Genomic DNA, 17,927 nt, shown 5'->3' on the forward strand with positions numbered 1-17,927 from the left:
TTAGGGTTATTAAAAACAAAATCGTTCTTATACATGTTAAACAGAAGGCATCTGAGGGTCAAAGCATTGCAGGTATTGTATTCTTACCAGCAATCAGAAGTAAAAGATATTGTACCATTTGAAAAGGCATTGATTCAAAGTGTAGACAAGGTCAGTGAGATGTATATTTTTCTGCTTTCGCTGCTCATTGAAGTTGCTGATTACAGTATTATAGATGCCGGTGAGCGTGCCAATAAACATCTTCCTTCCGAAGAAGATTTAAATGCCAGCCTGAAGCTTCATGATAACCTGTTTATAAGTGCGCTAAGGCAAAATGCTGAATACCAGGCTGCTGTTAAAAAGTATAAAATATCATGGGATTTTGATCCTGAGATCTGTAAATCAATTTTCATTACTCTGAAGGCTACTCCTGAGTATAACTCCTACCTGAATCTTACAGAGCATTCAATTCAGACGGATAAGGATATTATTAAATACATTTTTAAAAAGCTAATTCTCAAATCTCCCGGTATAGAGCAGGTTTTTGAAGAAAAGTTTATCAACTGGCCGGTAGATAAAGAAGTTTTGCAGGCATTGGTAGCTAAGACTTTCAAGAATTTCTCTCATGATGAGCCCAATGAAAATAAGCTTGCCGTGATCTGTCCTAATTGGGATGAAGACCGTCCATTTATTGCTGATCTTTTTAAGAAAGTTATTGCATTCGAAACTGAATATCAGGATATGATTGCTCAGAAAACTAAAAACTGGGATTCAGAACGTATTGCCCTCATGGATACCCTACTGATGCGAATGGCAATTACAGAGCTTATTCACTTTTCTTCAATACCGGTAAAAGTGACCATGAATGAGTATATTGAAATTGCAAAAGAATTCAGTACACCTAAAAGTAATTCATTTATAAACGGTATTTTAGATAAAATTTTAGCTGATCTTAAAGCGAGCGGAAAGGTCAGGAAGATCGGTAAGGGATTAATTGAGTAATTTATATACATGAAGAAAATCGTTTTATCATTAGTGTTTGCTGCATTTTTAGCAGCATGTAACAATCAGAAACAACCTGTTGAAACAACCGCTGTCAGCGAAAGTCAGGGAATTGCAGCTGTGGATACGGCAGATGCTCCGGTTTTTAAATTTGAGAAAGAAGTTTATGATTTCGGCCTGATTAATGAAGGCGAGAAAGTAACCCATGATTTTAAGTTCAAAAATGTGGGCAAGAGCCCTTTGATAATTAGCAGTGCTTCTGCAAGTTGTGGATGTACCGTTCCTGATTATCCGAAAGAACCTATTGCACCTGGTGAGGAAGGTATAATTAGTGTTGTATTCGATAGTGCAGGTAAGCCGGGAGTGCAAAATAAAGTAGTTACTATCACTGCCAATACTATTCCATCATTTACTGAGCTGAATATTTTGGGTAGTGTCATGGCTAAAGAGCAAGTTCAAACCAAATAATTAATTATAAAATAGAAATGGAGCAAATCAGTCAGTTTTTGCCAATGCTGCTAATTATAGTAGTATTTTACTTTTTCATGATCAGACCTCAGATGAAGAAGGCGAAGGATCATAAAAAGTTTGTTGAAGAATTAAAGAAGGGTGATAAAGTGATCACGACTTCCGGAATTCATGGAAAGATTGTTGATCTGAATGATACAACTTTCCTGATTGAAGTTGAAAGTGGTACCAAAATCAGGTTCGAAAAATCTTCTGTTTCTCTGGAAGCATCGAAGGCTTTAAATCAGCCTGAAAGTAAATAAGAACTCGTTAAAATAATAGTGCGCCGCTTCCATTTGAGGCGGCGTTTTTATTTAAAAAATTTAAGCAAGCCGTTTAAATATGCCTTTTATCAAGTTCAATAAAACTGAAAGACGACGTTTATCCTTGTTTTTCGTATGCATAATAGTTGCTGTCGGAGCCTGGATGTTTCTTTCTTTATCGAACAGGTATATTTATCAGGTACAAACTCTGGTTCGCTTTGTTAATTTTCCTCAGAATAAAGCTTTCAAACCTCTGCAGTCTGATACCATTGATTTAAAGGTGGAAGGCACGGGCTGGCAGCTTTTATTTTCAAAAATGAGAATAAAACCCCAGTCGGTTGATGTTGATCTGGGTGTGTTAAACAGAAAAACATTTGTTGATCTTTCCTTACAGCTCCCTCAGATTAACAGACAATTCGAATCCAGTCAGAAGATTGTTCAGATAGAACCTGATACCCTGTATTTTGACTTTTCAGCGAGAAGTGTCAAAAGAATTCCGATTCGTCTTGTTCATAAAATTGTGTTTATGCCTCATTACGGCATATCAGACTCTGTTAATTTTTTCCCGGATTATGTCACAGTAACAGGTCCTATAAAAGAACTGGAACAGATTAAAAGCTGGCCTACAGATACTCTTATACTTAAGAATATCAATTCAAACCTAAGCACAAAAATATCGCTGAAAAGACCTGTGCAGGCTAACATAAGTATTTATCCGGGTATAGTAGATGCCCGGTTGAAAGTAGATGAGTTTACTGAAAAAGTTATAGAGGTTCCGGTCAGGCTTCTTAATAATAATGAATATGGGAATGTGAAAATTCTTCCTGATAAGGTTAAAGTTACTTTCCTGACTGCTCTGAGTAATTACCGGAAAATTGACAGAAGCTATTTTGAATTGAGCATTGATCTTAACAACTGGAAGAATAAAGGCTATAAGCAATTACCTGTACATATTGACCGCTTTCCTGATTATTGCAAACTAATCAAAATTGAACCACAAAATATTGATTTTATAATTCAAAGATAAATGCTGAGAATAGGAATAACCGGAGGCATAGGCAGTGGCAAGACAACCATTTGTAAAGTTTTTGAATTGCTGGGTGTTCCTGTTTTTTATGCTGATAGTGTGGCAAAATCAATTATGCGCACTGATACTTTACTCAAAAAACAGATCATCAGTACATTCGGCAGCGATTCTTACTCTGAAAGTGGTGAGTTAAACAGGGCTCATATTTCATCAATCGTATTTAAAGATGAGGCTGAACTTCAAAAACTGAACAGTCTGGTACATCCCGCAGTATTCAGGGCTTTTGATTTATGGGTATCTGAACAGTTGAGTGCACCTTATGTAATGAAAGAGGCTGCATTGCTGTTTGAAAGTAATTCTTATAAAATGTGTGATCAGACAATACTGATTTTAACACCCGAGACATTACGGATTGCACGGGTGATGGACAGAGATGGGATAAGTGAGGAGGAGGTAAGATTGCGAATGAAGAGGCAATGGACTGATAAAGAGAAGGAAAAACTGGCCACTCATATTCTCCGGAATGATGAAACCCATTTACTGATCCCGGAGATTATAAAACTTCATAAGCAGTTTATTGAGGCAGCAGCTGGCAGATAATGATTATTGAAGATTTTTTATTTATTAATGAGCAAGGTCTGTATTGTTCCAGAGGTGATTTTTATCTGGATCCTCAAACTCCTGTTGCTCATGCTGTGATTTCTCATGCACATGGTGATCATGCGGTTCGTGGGAATAACTTTGTCTATTGCACTGCAGCTACAGCGGCCTTCATGCAGCATAGATATCAAAAGCAGGCTGGAAATCAATTCAATATTTACAACTGGTCTGAAAGCTTTGTTATAAACGGGGTTAAAATAAGTTTTATACCTGCGGGCCATATACTTGGTTCAGCACAGGTTTTGATGGAGTATGAAGGTGTAAGGTATTTGTATACAGGCGATTATAAATTGCAGGAGGATTCAACATGCGAGAGGTTGGAATTTGTAAAAGCTGATGTTCTGATCACAGAAACAACCTTTGCTGATCCTGAAGTAAGGCATCCTGATGCAGCATCAGAAATCATGAAATTCAATGCTTTTAATCATAATATATTGCTTGGGGCATATTCATTGGGTAAAGCTCAAAGGCTGATCAGCCTGATCAACAGGTATTGTCCTGAGCGTTCTGTGGTGGTACATCATTCCATTTTTGGTTTGAACAAAATATATGATGCGTTTGGGTACTCTCCCGGAAAGTATGAGATTTACAATAGAAAATCAATGAAGCTGCCCGATCAGAATATGGTTTATATAGTGCCGCCATTAACTTTTAACAGTTATATACATGCTAAAAATGTAGTCAGGGCATTTGCTTCCGGATGGATGAGATTACAGGTAAATAATGATATGCAAGTCTTAATTTCTGATCATGTTGACTGGAATGATATTCTGAAAATGGTGTCAGAAGCTGAACCCCACGAAGTTTGGACACTACATGGCAACGGGAATCATTTAAAAAGGTATTTCAAAGATTCCATGAAGATTAAAATGTTAAATTATGCTGATAGGGAAGGTTGACTATTATCTGGATGAAAATGGCAATCTGGTTTTTACAGAGGCATATCACCTGAAGCGGGGAACCTGCTGTAAAAATAAATGCCGGCACTGCCCATGGAAGTATGGGCAAAAGATAATTCGGAAAGGCAAATTAAAATAATTCATTTTTTATTAACTTATCTTATTATAATTGAAATAATTCTGATTCAGACAGGGCAACATTAAATGGAAATAGAGAAAGAAATTTACAGTAATAAATTTGACGATAAGCACCAAAAGGCCATCGTAAATCTGATTTATACCTATGGCTGGATCACCAATATTTTGAAAATTATGCTTAACAAGCATAAAATTACCCTGCAGCAATTTAATATTCTCAGAATCCTCCGTGGGCAGTATCCCAGTCCTTCAACTATTAATATGCTCAGGGAACGCATGCTGGATAAGATGTCTGATGCCTCCAGAATTGTTGAGCGTCTGGTTCAAAAGGGTTTGGTAAAGCGTTGTGTAAATGTTAAGGACCGGCGTGCTGTAGATATAATCATAAGTCAGGAAGGCTTAGATATTTTGACAAAGCTGGATAAAGAATTGTCAATAAAAGAGATACTTGGCAATAACCTTACCGAGGAGGAGGCAGTGATTCTGAGTAACCTGCTTGATAAAATGAGAGGTTAGTGAGAATTTGCTCTGACAGCACCTTATTACTGTCTGAGCATTGAATCAATGGATAAAAAAACCAATCAGTGCAATCCCAACACCCATCAATACAGCTGCCATTTTCTTCAGATTAAATTTATGGTCAACACTTGATTCGAAAAGTATTGTTGTTGAAATGTGAAGGAATATTCCGATTACCACACCCATAATACTGTCGAAATAAATCTCAATATTGCCAATAGATCCCTGTCCGATCTGATAACTAAGCAGGTATCCCAATGGGCTCATCGTTGCAAAAATAACAAGTAATACTAAAACATATTTTTTATTCAGATTATTCTGTATCAGTACGCTTCCCAGAGCAAATGCAGCGGGTATATGGTGCAAAGCAATACCGAATACCAGTTCATTATGCCGGTCTTGTGCCAATGGCATTCCTTCTAAAAATGCATGAAGGCATAGGCTGAGCATAATTCCCCAGGGGAATACATAATGATGATGATTGTGTTTATGAATATGCCCGTGTTCTATTCCCTCAGAAAATTGCTCCATAACTATCTGAAGCAGAAAGCCTCCCAGAATAAAGAGACCTGTCCGGTGATTGCCGGATGAATAGACATCAGGCATAAGATGCAGTACTGTAATAGCAAAGAGGTAGGCTCCGCTGAATGATAAGACTAGCTTTAAGCGGTTTTGATTATCTTTTTTGAAAAGAAAAACACCTGTTCCTCCTAAAAAAGCGCTGCTGAAAAGAAGGATCAGTTCCCAGATTTCCATGTACTGAATGTTTTTGTAACTAATAAAATTGATGCCATGATATAACCGATCATAGATCCGATTATAGCTCCTGAGCTAACGTCAATAGGAAAATGTACACCTACATAAACTTGTGCAAAACTTATGGATCCTGCCCAAAGTAATCCCAGGGGTAAAATCAGTTTCCATTTTGAATAGAACATCATGATCATAAAAACAGCAAGTGCAAAATGATTTGATGCATGCGAAGAAGGGAAACTGAACCCTGTTCCACAGGCTATTCTGCTGTTAACTTCTGATTTGATTTCCGGATCATTGCAGGGCCTTAGTCTTTGTACCGCAGGTTTGATTATTGAGGAAGAAGCAAAATCTGTAAAGCCAAAAGTTAATCCAAGAAAAATCAGCAGATACCAACCCTGTTTTCCATAATTTCTGATGGAAAATATAATGATGAACAAGTAAAGCGGAGTCCAGAAAAAGCGATTTCTCAATGCCGGCATCAGCCAGTCGAAAAGTGGGTTACTCAGACCCTGATTAATGGCAAAGAATAATTCCCTGTCAAATTGAATGAGTTGTTCAAGCATCTGATTTACGGCATATAAATATTAAACGATCGGATCTGTTTTCATCAAATGGATTGAGAGCGAAATCCCCGAAATGATGTAAAATGGTAAAGCCGCTTCTTCTGAACATTTTTTCGAAATCACTGTATACCAAGGCTCTTACCTCTTCTTTGAATGCGTAATCTTTATTTTTATGTTCAAAAGATATGTTTTTTATAATTTTTCCATCTGATACCTTTTTACTGATGTAAAAATCAATCCCATCAATATTTTTCACTTCCTGTGCTGATAGATTACGGCTGATCTTTTCTGTATTGAAGTAATCAAGAACCAGAATACCATCTTTCTTCAGTGATCTGTTAATAGTTTTCAGGGCGCTGATATGATCTCTCTCAGTGTCAAAGTGTCCGAAGCTGGTAAAAAGATTAAATGCGAAATCGAAATAATTGATATAAAACCTGAATCTCATATCGTGCACATAGAAGTGCAGGCTTTCCCGTTCAAATTGTTGGGCAAAACGAATATTTGAGATTGAAAGATCAATACCGGTAACATCATAACCCTTTTTATTCAGATAAACCGAATGTCTTCCCCGGCCACAGGCAATATCCAGTAATTTTGAGTTAATGCCGGGTTTTAGATAGGCGCAGAGATTATCAATGAAATATTCTGCTTCATCGTCATTTCTTTGATGATACAGGATATGGTAATAGGGCGAACTAAACCAGTTTTGAAACCACTTTTTAGTCATATACTGATATCATAGTTTAGGAGCAAATATATACATTTACTGTTTTACAGTAGGTGTATACATTTGAATTGTTATTTTTGAATTTTAAATTAATAAGGTGAGTCTAATAAAATCAATCTCAGGAATAAGGGGTACAATTGGTGGTGTTGCAGGCGATGGTCTGACACCTCCTGACATCATAAAATTCACTTCAGCCTTTGGGCATTGGGTGATAAATAATACCGGTAAGAAGAAAATTGTGATTGGCCGGGATGCCCGAATCTCAGGAGAAATGGTCAGAAATCTGGTTGTTGGAACACTGCAGAGTATTGGAATTGACGTGATTGATCTGGGACTGTCTACAACCCCAACAGTTGAGCTTGCCGTACCGGATGAAAATGCGGGTGGTGGAATTATTCTCACCGCCAGCCATAATCCGAAACAATGGAATGCACTTAAATTACTCAATGATAAAGGGGAGTTTATTTCAGATCTGGATGGACAGCTTGTTCTTAAAATGGCAGAACAGACCGATCTTGAATATGCAGAAGTAAATGAACTCGGTAAAGTTACATTTGATGATTCCTGGCTTCAGAAGCATATTGATAAGGTTCTTGCACTACCCTTGGTTGATGCGGATGCAGTACGTCAGGCTAATTTTAAAATAGCTGTAGACTGTGTTAATTCATCAGGTGGTATTTATGTTCCGGCCTTGTTAAGGGCTCTTGGTGTTGAAACAATTTTTGAATTGTACTGTACGCCTGATGGTGAGTTTCCGCATAACCCTGAGCCACTTCCTGAGAATCTTACAGAAATTTCAAAAGTAGTGGTGGCTAATAAGGCCGATCTGGGAATTGTTGTCGATCCGGATGTAGATCGTTTATGCTTTGTTTGTGAAGATGGATCGATGTTCGGAGAAGAATATACTTTAGTAGCAGTTGCAGATTATGTATTGCAGCATACACCGGGAAGTACAGTTTCTAATTTATCTTCTACAAGAGCTCTTAGGGATGTTACAGAGGCTGCCGGTTGTGTATATAATGCAGCGGCAGTTGGTGAGGTTAATGTGGTCAGTAAAATGAAAGAAACCAATGCGATCATTGGCGGTGAGGGGAATGGCGGAATTATTTATCCTGAGTCTCATTATGGCCGCGATGCGCTGGTAGGAATAGCTTTGTTCCTGACACATCTGGCAAAAAGGGCACAGACAGTTTCCATGCTCAGAGCATCATATCCCGAGTATTATATCTCTAAAAATAAGATCACACTTACTCCGGAAATGGATATAGATGCATTACTGAAGGAAGTGGAGAAAAGATATGAAAATCAGCCTCACAGTACAATTGACGGCTTGAAAATCGAGTTTGATAAGCAATGGGTACATCTGAGAAGGTCAAATACAGAGCCGATTATCAGAATTTATTCGGAAGGGAGCTCTGAAACCATAGCTGAAAACCTTGCTAAGAAGATTATATCTGATATTAAGGAGATTCTGAGGATATCCTGATACCCGAACAGTTGAATTTATGTATAGTTCTGCAGTTTTACGTTGAATTTTTGCCTGTCAGGGTTTTTAACCAATGGCTCAGACAGGATTCTTTTAATTTAAATAGTATAAAATGCGTGTATATCTTGACAATGCAGCAACAACACCTTTAGATAAGGATGTGATGAAAGCTATGTTTGATGTAATGGAAAACCAGTATGGTAATCCTTCATCAATTCATGCGCATGGAAGAGAGGTTCGTACAATCATTGAGAAGGCACGTAAGACAATTTCAGGATTACTTCATGCTTCGCCTTCAGAGTTTTTCTTTACCTCAGGAGGAACGGAGGCCGACAATATGGCCATTCGTTGCGGAATTATTGATCATGGTATTAAACATGCCATTACTACGGCCATTGAACATCATGCCGTACTTCATACGTTAGAGGCATTAGAGAAAAGCGGTGTAATTCGTTTGAGTTTCGTGAATATTGATTCAAAAGGATGTGTTGATTACAGTCATCTGGAAGAGCTTTTGAAAACAAATGAAAGAAGTTTCGTTTCGCTGATGCATGCCAATAATGAACTGGGCACATTAACAGATATAGAACGTGTAGGGGAACTTTGTGAACAGTATAATGCACTGTATCATTGTGATACTGTTCAGACTATGGGGCACTATCCGCATGATCTGTCAAAGCTGAAAGTGAGTTTTATTGTATGTGCAGCTCATAAATTGCATGGTCCCAAGGGAATCGGATTTCTGTATATTAACCATAAAATCAAGATCAACCCGATGATCTACGGCGGTTCTCAGGAAAGGAATATGAGGGGAGGAACGGAAAATGTGTATGGTATTGCCGGACTAGCGAAAGCTCTTGAAATTGCTTATAAGGAGATGCCAGAGCATCAGAAGTATATTCAGGGACTTAAATCATACATGATGGATGAGCTGAGGAAGAATATACCGGGGGTTGAATTTAATGGTGAAACTGATCCTGAAAAAAGTCTGTATACTGTATTGAATGTATCATTTCCTGAGATGGAAATGGCCGAGATGTTATTGTTTAGTCTGGATATTGCAGGGATTTCAGTATCGGGGGGGAGTGCATGCAGCTCAGGCACTAATATTGGGTCGCATGTTCTGAATGCAATACATGCTAATCCGGATCGTCCTGCAGTCAGGTTTTCATTCAGTAAGTATAATACGAAGGAAGAAATTGATTATGCAGTTACCAAAGTCAGGGATTTGTGCGCCGCCTCTGTTAAATCCTGAGTAAACTGTTTTATGTAATATTGATTTGTTATTAAATTCTTTGTAATTTTATATATCAGATCTTTAAAAAGGAGGACATCATGACAAAGAAATATGTTCCAAAAAATACTGCAAAAAGCAACGCTAAAGACGAGCAAACGGCGGGGCAGCGTGAAAGGCATTCCAATACAGGCTTATTTAAAGGTTACAGTTTTGCTAACCATTCGCATGGGCGGACCAATATCCATGCAATAGGGTTCAATCACGAACCCGGCACATTGTAAAATATTCAATCCCGCACTGCGGGATTTTTTTTTATTGATATATTGGGATACTAAATCAATTATTTCATGCAAAGAAGAAGATTTTTACAAAATACAGGACTTTCACTTGGATTGCTTGCTCTGACAGATTATAAAGCTCTTGCTGATATGATTAGGCAACCTGCGTATAAATTCATTCCATTAAGAAATAATGTGGGAATATTTACAGAACAGGGAGGAACTATAGCCTGGCTATCCAACAAGGAGGGGATGGTAGTTGTGGACACGCAATTTATGGATCCTGCTGCTCATCTGATTGCCGAATTAAAGAAAAAATCGGAAAAACCGCTTAAATATCTGATCAATACACATCATCATGGTGATCATACCGGAGGGAATCTGGCATTTAAAGGACTTGCTGAAAAAGTTGTAGCACATCAGAATTGTCTGATCAATCATCAAAAGACCGCAGCAGCTCAAAAATCAGAGAGTAAACAGCTTTTCGCTGATACCGTTTTTGCAGATAAATGGAAAAGTAAGGTTGGGTCAGAGAATATAAAAGCACATTATTTTGGTGCTGCCCATACGAATGGCGATATCATTGTCCATTTTGAAGATGCCAATATTGCCCATATGGGCGATCTGATGTTTAACAGACGTTATCCATTCATTGACAGAAGTGCTGGTGCGAATATTCAAAGCTGGATAAAAGTTCTGGATAAGGCAATTTCTGAGTTTGACAAAGATACTTTGTTTGTTTTTGGACATTCTGCTGATCCGGAGAAAGTAACGGGTGGTAAGGAAGATCTCAACGCTATGCAGAATTACCTGGAAAAGCTGATCGCTTTTGTTCAGTCGGAAATTAAATCAGGTAAATCTAAAGAGGAAATAATGAAAATTACCGGCATTCCGGGTGCCGAAGATTTTCAGGGACAGGGAATTCAGAGGAGCCTGACAGCGGCTTACGAAGAGTTAACTATATAGCTTACCTATCATTTATAATTAATGTGCAGGAAGGTTTTGTGTTGTTGGTACTAATGAAAGAATAGAAGTGATTGCCCGAATCACTAAGGTTCAATCAGGAAAGCTGAATATGGAATTGGAAAATGCTTAATAAACAAAAAGCCACTATTGAGTGGCTTTTTGTTTATTGAATAGGACAATGAATTGTCCTAGTTTATCATTTTCAGGAAAGATCCCAGTTTCGCTTTCATTTGTCTTCTGTCTACGATGAAATCCAGAAATCCATGTTCAAGAACGAATTCGGAAGTCTGAAATCCTTTGGGAAGATCTTTTTTGATTGTTTCTTTAATTACCCTCGGGCCTGCAAATCCGATTAATGCTCCCGGTTCTGAAATGTTGATATCTCCAAGCATTGCATACGATGCAGTTACACCACCCGTAGTTGGATCAGTTAATAACGAAATGTAAGGGATCTTTGCTTTGCTTAGCAGGGCTAATTTTGCCGAGGTTTTTGCCATTTGCATTAACGAGAATGCTGCTTCCATCATTCTGGCTCCGCCTGATTTTGAGATCATCATAAACGGAATTTTGTGTTTTATGCTGTAATCAATGGATCTGGCAATTTTTTCACCCACAACCGATCCCATAGAACCTCCGATAAAATTGAAATCCATACAGGCTATTACCAGATCCTGCCCTGCAAGTTTACCGGTTGCTGAACGAATTGCATCGTTCAACCCTGTTTTCTGATAACTTTCCTCAAGACGGTCAGTGTATTTTTTTGTATCGGTAAAATTCAGCGGGTCTCCGGAGCGAAGATTTGGAAATAATTCTGTGAACTGATTATCATCAAAAAGGATTTCAAAATACTCTTTGGATCCAATTCTGAGGTGGTATGCACAATATTGACATACATATTTATTTTCCACCTGTTCTGCATAATGCAAAGGTTTCTTACAGGAAGGACATTTATTCCATAACCCGTCGGGTGTTTCTTTCTTTTCTTCAGTAGAAGTTATTATCCCTTTTTTTTCTCTCTTAAACCAGGCCATTTTGGATATTTGAATAACGTACAAAGAAACAAAAATTTTAAGAAAGCAATGCTCACCAATGCAGATTGAATTTATTTATTCATAACGGAGATATATTTATTGGCTTTTTTGCTTGATTTTGAGTCTATTTTTCATAATTTCGACTATCTGAAATCAAAACCGTTATCATGAATTTAAAAGAATTTAAGGGAGTATTGCACGGTGATGCAGTACAGGAATTATTTGAGCTTGCCAAGAAACATCAGTTTGCTCTGCCTGCTGTTAATGTTATTGGAACCAATTCTGTGAATGCAGTACTGGAGACGGCAAAAGCTGTTAACTCTCCGGTAATTATTCAGCTTTCTAATGGAGGAGCTCAGTTTTATGCCGGTAAATCCCTTAATAATGATAATCTGAACGCCTGTATACTTGGTGGTGTATCTGCTGCCCAGCATGTTCATTTGCTTGCCGAACATTATGGTGTTGCCGTAATTCTTCATACAGATCATGCTGCAAAAAAACTGCTTCCATGGATCGATGGTTTACTTGATCATGGTGAAAAGTTCTTTGCGGTTCATGGTAAACCATTGTATTCTTCACACATGCTTGATCTTTCGGAAGAACCGATTGAAGAGAATATAGAGATCAGTAAAAAGTACCTTGCCAGGATGAAGGGTCTGGGTATGACCCTTGAAATTGAATTAGGCGTTACCGGAGGGGAAGAAGATGGGGTAGATAACAGTGATGTTGACAGTTCAAAATTATATACCCAGCCTTCAGAGGTTGCTTATGCATATAAAGAATTGAGTACGATTAGTGAGAAGTTTACCGTTGCTGCTGCATTTGGAAATGTTCATGGCGTTTATAAGCCGGGTAATGTTAAGCTTCAGCCGGTTATTCTGAAAAATTCACAGGAATATGTGAGATCACAGTTTAATATTGCCGCAGAAAGACCTGTTAATTTTGTATTTCATGGTGGTTCAGGCTCTTCAAAGGAAGAGATCCGTGAAGCGATTTCATATGGAGCTATTAAAATGAATATCGATACTGATATGCAATGGGCATTCTGGGAAGGTGTTAAAGATTATTATAAATCTAAGGAAGCTTATTTGCAGGCTCAGATCGGTAATCCTGAAGGGGAGGATTCTCCTAATAAGAAATACTATGATCCCCGGGTATGGCTTCGTAAGGGTGAAGAGACATTTGTTCAGCGCCTCAAACATGCATTTGAGGATCTGAATTGTATCAATGTGAACGAAAGAGTTTAATGTTAAGACAGGGCCTTTGAACAGGCCCTTTTTAATTGAATGAATAATGCAAAGCAGGGTTGAAGTAAAAAAAGTGGCTGATGCAGATGAGCTGCAAAAGGTTTTCGCTATAAGAAGGATTGTATTTGTGGATGAGCAGAATTGTCCACCCGAACTGGAATGGGAACATGAAGAAGAGTCAGTTCATTTCCTTGGATTGGTGGATGGTATTCCTGCAGGTGCATCACGCTGGCGCAAAACGGATAAAGGATATAAACTGGAACGCTTTGCTGTATTAAAAGAATTCAGAGGCATAGGTATGGGACAAGCATTGGTAAATGCCGTATTGAAAGATCTTCCAGAAGATGCAACTTATGCTTACCTGCATGCACAGATCGCTGCAATGTTTCTTTATGCAAAATTTGGATTTAGAAAAGAAGGCGAACAGTTTGAAGAAGCCGGTATACAGCACTTTAAGATGGTGCTTGATTTGTAGCAGTTACCTGTTATCAGTTCCTGTTATCGGTTAGCTGTTGCCTGTTATCAGTTGTTTGATAACAGACTGCCCTTAACCAAAGATTCTGCCGGAATAAGTTACTGCCTCGTTCCATTTCTCCATATTCAGATTCAGATCTTCCCCCTTGCTCATCAAGAATGAAATAAGGCTTTCAGTGGCAATGTTTCCCGTAAGGCGGTTGGTTGCCATAGGGCAGCCTCCGAAGCCTCTGAGTGCGCTGTCGAAGCGTTTGCAGCCGCTTTCCCAGGCAGCTTCTATTTTTTTATCAGTGGCTGCCGGTGTACTGTGAAGATGCAATCCGAATTCGACATCTGGGAAACCGGAAACCAGATAGGGGTATAGGTATTTGATCTTTTCCGGGTCAGAAATTCCTGTAGTATCAGCAAGAGACAAGATGCGGGCTCCCCGTTCAGACAACTCAGATGCAATATTTTCAACAATATCCCTGCTCCAGGGATCGCCATACGGATTGCCAAAGCCCATTGAAAGATAAATTACAGCTTGTTTATTTGCTTTTTCGCAAAGATTGATGATTGTTTCAACGGTAATTAAGGATCGCTGTATATCTGAGTTCGTATTTCTCTGCTGGAAAGTTTCAGACACTGAAAAGGGAAAGCCAAGGAAGGATATTTCAGGATACTGGATGGCTTCTTCGGCTCCTCTGCTATTAGCTATTATGGCCAGCAGTTTTGTTTTACTCTTACTTAAATCTAACTTTTCGAGCACAGTAGAAGTATCTCTTAACTGTGGAATTGCCTTATGAGAAACAAAACTTCCGAAGTCAAGAGTATCAAATCCAACCTGAAGGAGCAGATTCAGATAATCAGCCTTCATCCGGGTAGTAATGAACTCATGCAAACCCTGCATAGCATCACGCGGGCATTCAATCAGTTTAGTCATTAGGGCTTAGTTAATTTAAAATAATAGTTACTCTGAGCTCCTCCCGATTTGCTTCTTATGATCTGTTCAATAAACAGCTACCTGGCATTCGGATCTTCGGTCATTGATTGGCGATTAAATCTTCGGATTATTAATCGTGTTCCCCGGTCATAGCTGAAATAGCTCCATACCCAGTTCACAAATGTGACGATTTTATTCCTGAATCCAACTAATGACATCAGGTGTACAAACATCCATACAAACCAGGCGAATATTCCCTGAAAGCGGATTTTACCAATATCGACCACCGCAAGGTTTCTGCCAACAGTTGCCATAGAACCTTTATCGAAATACCTGAATGCCTCAGGCGGTTCATTATTAATAATGCGAATAAGGTTTGATGCCAGTTTTTTGCCCTGCTGAATTGCCGCCGGAGCTACCCCCGGTAAACCATTGGGAAGATCTGTAGTAATCATAGCCGCTACATCGCCGATAGCAAAAATATTATTCGTGTTTTTTACCCGATTAAACTCATCAACTATAATTCTGTTCCCTCTGGTAATTTGCCCGCTTGTTAAACCTTCCGGAACTGCACCTTTTACACCCGCAGACCATAAAACATTTTTTGTATTAATTGATTGTCCGTCAGATAGTTTTATGCTCATTCCATCATAGATTACAACCCGCATATTAGTGTAAACCTGAACTCCGAGATTTTGAAGAAATTGTTTTGCCTTGGCAGAAGCCTGCTCAGACATTGCTCCCAGAACTGCTGGAGATCCTTCTATGATATAAACTTTAACGGCATCAATACTCAGCTCAGGATAATCCTTTGGCAGGATATGGTTCTTAAGTTCTGCAAGAGCTCCTGAAAGTTCTACACCGGTTGGACCGCCGCCTACCACAACAAAATTCAGTAAAGAGCTTTTTTTGAGATGATCATTTTCAATCAGAGCCTCCTCAAGATTCTGGAGTATCATACTCCTTAAATTTAAAGCTTCGGGAATGGTCTTCATCGGCATAGAGAAGTGCTCAATCTCTTTTTGCCCGAAGTAATTGGTCTCAGAGCCTGTGGCAATTATCAGATAGTCATAGCTGATTTCACCGATTGTGGTATGAAGTGTTTTTGCAGTCTGGTCGATCTTTTCCACTTCAGTTACCCTGAAGGTAAAGTTCTTCTGGTTTTTAAAGATTTTACGCAATGGAAAAGCAATAGAATCGGCTTCAAGCCCTCCGGTGGCAACCTGATAAAGCAGTGGCTGGAAGGTATGATAATTATGTCTGTCGAGCATTAGTATTTCAACTTCCTTATCTCTAAGGCGTTTCGCTAATTCAATTCCGCCAAATCCTCCGCCTATAATCACAATTTTAGGGAAGGCTACAGCTTTATTCACAGACTTTTCCATGATCGTATTTTATTTATTGTTCATCTCCTCTGATTTTGAATATCATACCCTCCATATTTTCATTCATGCGGATCTGACAAGCCAGTCTGCTGTCAAATCCGGCATCAGGCAATGTATCAAGCATATCCATTTCTTCATTTCCGGGCTCCGGAAGGTCGTTCAATCCTTTTAATACCTGTACATGGCAGGTTGCACAAAGTGCCATTCCCCCGCAGGTTGCAAGTATATTATAATCTGAGGCTTTCAGAACCTCCATTAAGCTCAGACTGATCTCTTCTGGTATTTCAACGGGTTTTTGCTCTCCGTTACGGTCTTCAATTATAATATTAATCATTTTAGAATGCGTTTACCCCATAAACGGTAGTATATTTAAAACTTAATTTTTGATCGGGATATACATATTTGAATGCACTCTGAACCATAAGTGCAGCTTCATGGAATCCGCAAAGGATTAATTTCAATTTTCCGGGATAGGTGTTGATATCCCCGATCGCGTAAATACGCTCTACATTAGTTGAATAATCGAATGTATCTACCTGAATTGCAGATTTATCGATATTTAATCCCCATCCAGCAATTGGCCCCAGTTTAGGACTTAATCCGAATAATGGAATCAGATAATCGGTTTCAATACTTTTTTTAATCTGGTCGCGGCCTGTGAATGAAACTTCCTTCAGTTTGCCATTACCTGATACACTCAGTAGATTGGATTGAAGGATCAGGTCGATTTTGCCTTTATTTGCCAGTTCATGTACTTTTTCGGCAGAATCAGGAGCACCCCTGAAGGTATCTCCTCTATGGATAAGTGTTACTCTTTCAGCTATATCTGAAAGGAAAATAGTCCAGTCAAGTGCAGAATCACCTCCACCGGCAAGTATTACACGTTTATCCCTGAAATTTTCAGGGTTCTTGACCATGTATTCTACTCCCTTACCTTCAAAGTTCAGAAGACCGTCAATCTCAGGCTTGCGCGGTTCAAAACATCCCAGCCCACCTGCAATAACTACTACCTGGCAATGAACTTTACTTCCATCGTTTGTACCTACAATAAATGATCCGTCATCCTGTTTCTCCAGACTTTCTACGCGCTCTCCAAGCGTGAATCCCGGTTCAAAGGGGGCTATTTGTTCCATTAAACGATCTATGAGGTCCTGAGCTTTAATTTCAGGGTATCCCGGTATGTCGTAAATGGGTTTATGCGGGTATATTTCTGATAGTTGCCCGCCCACCTGGGGTAGGGTATCAATCAAATGGCATCTCATTTTTAGGAGACCTGCTTCAAATACTGCGAAAAGTCCCACCGGACCGGCTCCGATTATGCATATATCTGTTGAAATCATTTTCTTCAATTCTTATGTGTTTTTTAATTGTTGTTCATCCCGGTCATCGTCGAGATTATTGTATATCGTATCCAGAATCCGCTTTAGATTAATAAAATCTTCTTCAGTCATGTTCTTCCATGCCTGCATACGGATTTCTGCCATCTTCGGGCTCCATTCTCTAACTCTTTGAACTCCCACATCAGTAAGATGCACAATAAAGCAACGTCTGTCTGTTGGATGTATTCTTCTTTCTGTAAGTCCTTTTTTGCACAGAAGATCAATAATTCTGGTAAGTGTAGGATTATCCTTACCGGTAATCTCAGCCAGCTGACTTTGGTTCATGTCATTATCGTTGTTCAGGCTTTTAATGATCAGCCATTGATCAACAGTAATGTCAAAGTTTTCAGTATTAAAACGTCGCTGAGCGTATTGTTTTACCTTTCTTGCAGTCCGGTCAAGTAAATATGAGTAGGTGCTGAATAATTCTGTTGCCATACTTATTGTTAGTACAACAAATATATATATAAATTCCCTGA

Annotated in this window: 23 protein-coding genes; 14 read left to right on the forward strand and 9 right to left on the reverse strand. The window is 38.8% G+C overall.

Features of this window, described 5'->3' with window-relative positions:
* The first annotated feature begins 33 nt into the window (after positions 1-33).
* The 8 genes from nusB to P2W72_RS05175 all read left to right on the forward strand — a co-directional run bounded on the left by nusB (position 34) and on the right by P2W72_RS05175 (position 4,991).
* A complete protein-coding gene (gene nusB, locus P2W72_RS05140) occupies positions 34-981 on the forward strand; it encodes a transcription antitermination factor NusB (RefSeq protein ID WP_276359837.1) in 948 nt (315 codons plus the stop codon).
* 9 nt (positions 982-990) lie between these two features.
* Complete coding sequence (locus P2W72_RS05145) at positions 991-1,449, forward strand: DUF1573 domain-containing protein (protein WP_276359838.1); 459 nt, start codon at positions 991-993, stop codon at positions 1,447-1,449.
* Positions 1,450-1,466: 17 nt separating this feature from the next.
* Positions 1,467-1,751 (forward strand): preprotein translocase subunit YajC, encoded by a 285-nt coding sequence (yajC, locus tag P2W72_RS05150; protein WP_276359839.1) that lies wholly within the window; start codon positions 1,467-1,469, stop codon positions 1,749-1,751.
* Positions 1,752-1,830: 79 nt separating this feature from the next.
* Positions 1,831-2,778: a YbbR-like domain-containing protein gene (locus P2W72_RS05155; RefSeq protein WP_276359840.1), complete on the forward strand. Its 948-nt coding sequence runs from the start codon at positions 1,831-1,833 to the stop codon at positions 2,776-2,778.
* Positions 2,779-3,378 (forward strand): dephospho-CoA kinase, encoded by a 600-nt coding sequence (coaE, locus tag P2W72_RS05160; RefSeq protein ID WP_276359841.1) that lies wholly within the window; start codon positions 2,779-2,781, stop codon positions 3,376-3,378.
* The gene (locus P2W72_RS05165) at positions 3,378-4,337 is read left to right on the forward strand and encodes an MBL fold metallo-hydrolase (protein ID WP_276359842.1); all 960 of its coding nucleotides are present in this window, start codon (positions 3,378-3,380) and stop codon (positions 4,335-4,337) included. Before coaE ends, P2W72_RS05165 begins: the two co-directional genes overlap by 1 nt.
* Positions 4,318-4,476: a DUF5522 domain-containing protein gene (locus tag P2W72_RS05170; RefSeq protein ID WP_276359843.1), complete on the forward strand. Its 159-nt coding sequence runs from the start codon at positions 4,318-4,320 to the stop codon at positions 4,474-4,476. Before P2W72_RS05165 ends, P2W72_RS05170 begins: the two co-directional genes overlap by 20 nt.
* A 65-nt stretch (positions 4,477-4,541) precedes the next feature.
* Positions 4,542-4,991, forward strand: coding sequence for a MarR family transcriptional regulator (locus tag P2W72_RS05175; protein ID WP_276359844.1), 450 nt, complete (start codon positions 4,542-4,544; stop codon positions 4,989-4,991).
* Positions 4,992-5,036: 45 nt separating this feature from the next.
* Here P2W72_RS05175 and P2W72_RS05180 read toward each other — a convergent pair whose 3' ends face one another.
* The 3 genes from P2W72_RS05180 to P2W72_RS05190 are packed head-to-tail and all read right to left on the reverse strand — an operon-like array spanning position 5,037 to position 7,043.
* The gene (locus P2W72_RS05180) at positions 5,037-5,750 is read right to left on the reverse strand and encodes a ZIP family metal transporter (RefSeq protein ID WP_276359845.1); all 714 of its coding nucleotides are present in this window, start codon (positions 5,748-5,750) and stop codon (positions 5,037-5,039) included.
* The gene (locus tag P2W72_RS05185) at positions 5,732-6,313 is read right to left on the reverse strand and encodes a phosphatase PAP2 family protein (RefSeq protein ID WP_276359846.1); all 582 of its coding nucleotides are present in this window, start codon (positions 6,311-6,313) and stop codon (positions 5,732-5,734) included. Before P2W72_RS05185 ends, P2W72_RS05180 begins: the two co-directional genes overlap by 19 nt.
* Positions 6,306-7,043 (reverse strand): class I SAM-dependent methyltransferase, encoded by a 738-nt coding sequence (locus P2W72_RS05190; protein WP_276359847.1) that lies wholly within the window; start codon positions 7,041-7,043, stop codon positions 6,306-6,308. The genes P2W72_RS05185 and P2W72_RS05190 overlap by 8 nt, the downstream gene beginning before the upstream one ends.
* A 97-nt stretch (positions 7,044-7,140) precedes the next feature.
* On the opposite strand from P2W72_RS05190, the gene glmM reads away from it, so the two are divergent.
* The 4 genes from glmM (at position 7,141) to P2W72_RS05210 (ending at position 11,010) form a co-directional block, all read left to right on the forward strand.
* Positions 7,141-8,529, forward strand: a complete 1,389-nt coding sequence (gene glmM, locus P2W72_RS05195; protein ID WP_276359848.1) for a phosphoglucosamine mutase — start codon at positions 7,141-7,143, stop codon at positions 8,527-8,529.
* 112 nt (positions 8,530-8,641) lie between these two features.
* The gene (locus tag P2W72_RS05200) at positions 8,642-9,784 is read left to right on the forward strand and encodes a cysteine desulfurase family protein (RefSeq protein WP_276359849.1); all 1,143 of its coding nucleotides are present in this window, start codon (positions 8,642-8,644) and stop codon (positions 9,782-9,784) included.
* A gap of 80 nt (positions 9,785-9,864) precedes the next feature.
* Positions 9,865-10,047: a hypothetical protein gene (locus tag P2W72_RS05205; RefSeq protein WP_276359850.1), complete on the forward strand. Its 183-nt coding sequence runs from the start codon at positions 9,865-9,867 to the stop codon at positions 10,045-10,047.
* Positions 10,048-10,113: 66 nt separating this feature from the next.
* Positions 10,114-11,010 (forward strand): MBL fold metallo-hydrolase, encoded by an 897-nt coding sequence (locus tag P2W72_RS05210; protein ID WP_276359851.1) that lies wholly within the window; start codon positions 10,114-10,116, stop codon positions 11,008-11,010.
* 188 nt (positions 11,011-11,198) lie between these two features.
* On the opposite strand, the gene accD is transcribed toward P2W72_RS05210, so the two are convergent.
* A complete protein-coding gene (gene accD, locus P2W72_RS05215) occupies positions 11,199-12,041 on the reverse strand; it encodes an acetyl-CoA carboxylase, carboxyltransferase subunit beta (RefSeq protein WP_276359852.1) in 843 nt (280 codons plus the stop codon).
* A 167-nt stretch (positions 12,042-12,208) separates the two neighbouring features.
* On the opposite strand from accD, the gene fbaA reads away from it, so the two are divergent.
* Positions 12,209-13,288, forward strand: a complete 1,080-nt coding sequence (fbaA, locus tag P2W72_RS05220) for a class II fructose-bisphosphate aldolase (RefSeq protein WP_276359853.1) — start codon at positions 12,209-12,211, stop codon at positions 13,286-13,288.
* A 46-nt stretch (positions 13,289-13,334) separates the two neighbouring features.
* Positions 13,335-13,763, forward strand: a complete 429-nt coding sequence (locus P2W72_RS05225; RefSeq protein WP_276359854.1) for a GNAT family N-acetyltransferase — start codon at positions 13,335-13,337, stop codon at positions 13,761-13,763.
* A gap of 72 nt (positions 13,764-13,835) precedes the next feature.
* Here P2W72_RS05225 and P2W72_RS05230 read toward each other — a convergent pair whose 3' ends face one another.
* The 5 genes from P2W72_RS05230 to P2W72_RS05250 form a co-directional block, all read right to left on the reverse strand.
* Positions 13,836-14,684: a hydroxymethylglutaryl-CoA lyase gene (locus tag P2W72_RS05230; RefSeq protein ID WP_276359855.1), complete on the reverse strand. Its 849-nt coding sequence runs from the start codon at positions 14,682-14,684 to the stop codon at positions 13,836-13,838.
* 77 nt (positions 14,685-14,761) lie between these two features.
* Positions 14,762-16,069 carry an NAD(P)/FAD-dependent oxidoreductase gene (locus tag P2W72_RS05235; protein ID WP_276359856.1) on the reverse strand — a complete coding sequence of 436 codons (1,308 nt, stop codon included), beginning with the start codon at positions 16,067-16,069 and terminating at the stop codon, positions 14,762-14,764.
* A 13-nt stretch (positions 16,070-16,082) separates the two neighbouring features.
* Positions 16,083-16,403, reverse strand: coding sequence for a 2Fe-2S iron-sulfur cluster-binding protein (locus tag P2W72_RS05240; protein WP_276359857.1), 321 nt, complete (start codon positions 16,401-16,403; stop codon positions 16,083-16,085).
* Between the two features lies 1 nt (position 16,404).
* A complete protein-coding gene (locus tag P2W72_RS05245) occupies positions 16,405-17,409 on the reverse strand; it encodes an NAD(P)/FAD-dependent oxidoreductase (RefSeq protein ID WP_276359858.1) in 1,005 nt (334 codons plus the stop codon).
* A 12-nt stretch (positions 17,410-17,421) separates the two neighbouring features.
* Positions 17,422-17,886 (reverse strand): MarR family transcriptional regulator, encoded by a 465-nt coding sequence (locus P2W72_RS05250; protein ID WP_276359859.1) that lies wholly within the window; start codon positions 17,884-17,886, stop codon positions 17,422-17,424.
* Positions 17,887-17,927 lie beyond the last annotated feature (41 nt).

Source organism: Daejeonella sp. H1SJ63 (assembly GCF_029360775.1).
In the GTDB taxonomy this organism is placed as follows: domain Bacteria; phylum Bacteroidota; class Bacteroidia; order Sphingobacteriales; family Sphingobacteriaceae; genus Daejeonella.

Excerpts from the sequence above, each read along its gene's own strand:
- P2W72_RS05170 (WP_276359843.1), top strand. The coding sequence starts at position 4,318 with ATGCTGATAGGGAAGGTTGACTATTATCTGGATGAAAATGGCAATCTG.
- P2W72_RS05175 (WP_276359844.1), top strand. The coding sequence starts at position 4,542 with ATGGAAATAGAGAAAGAAATTTACAGTAATAAATTTGACGATAAGCAC.
- P2W72_RS05145 (WP_276359838.1), top strand. The coding sequence starts at position 991 with ATGAAGAAAATCGTTTTATCATTAGTGTTTGCTGCATTTTTAGCAGCA.
- P2W72_RS05230 (WP_276359855.1), bottom strand. The coding sequence starts at position 14,684 with ATGACTAAACTGATTGAATGCCCGCGTGATGCTATGCAGGGTTTGCAT.
- coaE (WP_276359841.1), top strand. The coding sequence starts at position 2,779 with ATGCTGAGAATAGGAATAACCGGAGGCATAGGCAGTGGCAAGACAACC.
- yajC (WP_276359839.1), top strand. The coding sequence starts at position 1,467 with ATGGAGCAAATCAGTCAGTTTTTGCCAATGCTGCTAATTATAGTAGTA.
- P2W72_RS05235 (WP_276359856.1), bottom strand. The coding sequence starts at position 16,069 with ATGGAAAAGTCTGTGAATAAAGCTGTAGCCTTCCCTAAAATTGTGATT.
- P2W72_RS05240 (WP_276359857.1), bottom strand. The coding sequence starts at position 16,403 with ATGATTAATATTATAATTGAAGACCGTAACGGAGAGCAAAAACCCGTT.
- P2W72_RS05185 (WP_276359846.1), bottom strand. The coding sequence starts at position 6,313 with ATGCTTGAACAACTCATTCAATTTGACAGGGAATTATTCTTTGCCATT.
- P2W72_RS05165 (WP_276359842.1), top strand. The coding sequence starts at position 3,378 with ATGATTATTGAAGATTTTTTATTTATTAATGAGCAAGGTCTGTATTGT.
- P2W72_RS05205 (WP_276359850.1), top strand. The coding sequence starts at position 9,865 with ATGACAAAGAAATATGTTCCAAAAAATACTGCAAAAAGCAACGCTAAA.
- nusB (WP_276359837.1), top strand. The coding sequence starts at position 34 with ATGTTAAACAGAAGGCATCTGAGGGTCAAAGCATTGCAGGTATTGTAT.
- P2W72_RS05245 (WP_276359858.1), bottom strand. The coding sequence starts at position 17,409 with ATGATTTCAACAGATATATGCATAATCGGAGCCGGTCCGGTGGGACTT.
- P2W72_RS05225 (WP_276359854.1), top strand. The coding sequence starts at position 13,335 with ATGCAAAGCAGGGTTGAAGTAAAAAAAGTGGCTGATGCAGATGAGCTG.
- P2W72_RS05210 (WP_276359851.1), top strand. The coding sequence starts at position 10,114 with ATGCAAAGAAGAAGATTTTTACAAAATACAGGACTTTCACTTGGATTG.
- fbaA (WP_276359853.1), top strand. The coding sequence starts at position 12,209 with ATGAATTTAAAAGAATTTAAGGGAGTATTGCACGGTGATGCAGTACAG.
- accD (WP_276359852.1), bottom strand. The coding sequence starts at position 12,041 with ATGGCCTGGTTTAAGAGAGAAAAAAAAGGGATAATAACTTCTACTGAA.
- P2W72_RS05155 (WP_276359840.1), top strand. The coding sequence starts at position 1,831 with ATGCCTTTTATCAAGTTCAATAAAACTGAAAGACGACGTTTATCCTTG.
- P2W72_RS05250 (WP_276359859.1), bottom strand. The coding sequence starts at position 17,886 with ATGGCAACAGAATTATTCAGCACCTACTCATATTTACTTGACCGGACT.
- P2W72_RS05200 (WP_276359849.1), top strand. The coding sequence starts at position 8,642 with ATGCGTGTATATCTTGACAATGCAGCAACAACACCTTTAGATAAGGAT.
- P2W72_RS05190 (WP_276359847.1), bottom strand. The coding sequence starts at position 7,043 with ATGACTAAAAAGTGGTTTCAAAACTGGTTTAGTTCGCCCTATTACCAT.
- P2W72_RS05180 (WP_276359845.1), bottom strand. The coding sequence starts at position 5,750 with ATGGAAATCTGGGAACTGATCCTTCTTTTCAGCAGCGCTTTTTTAGGA.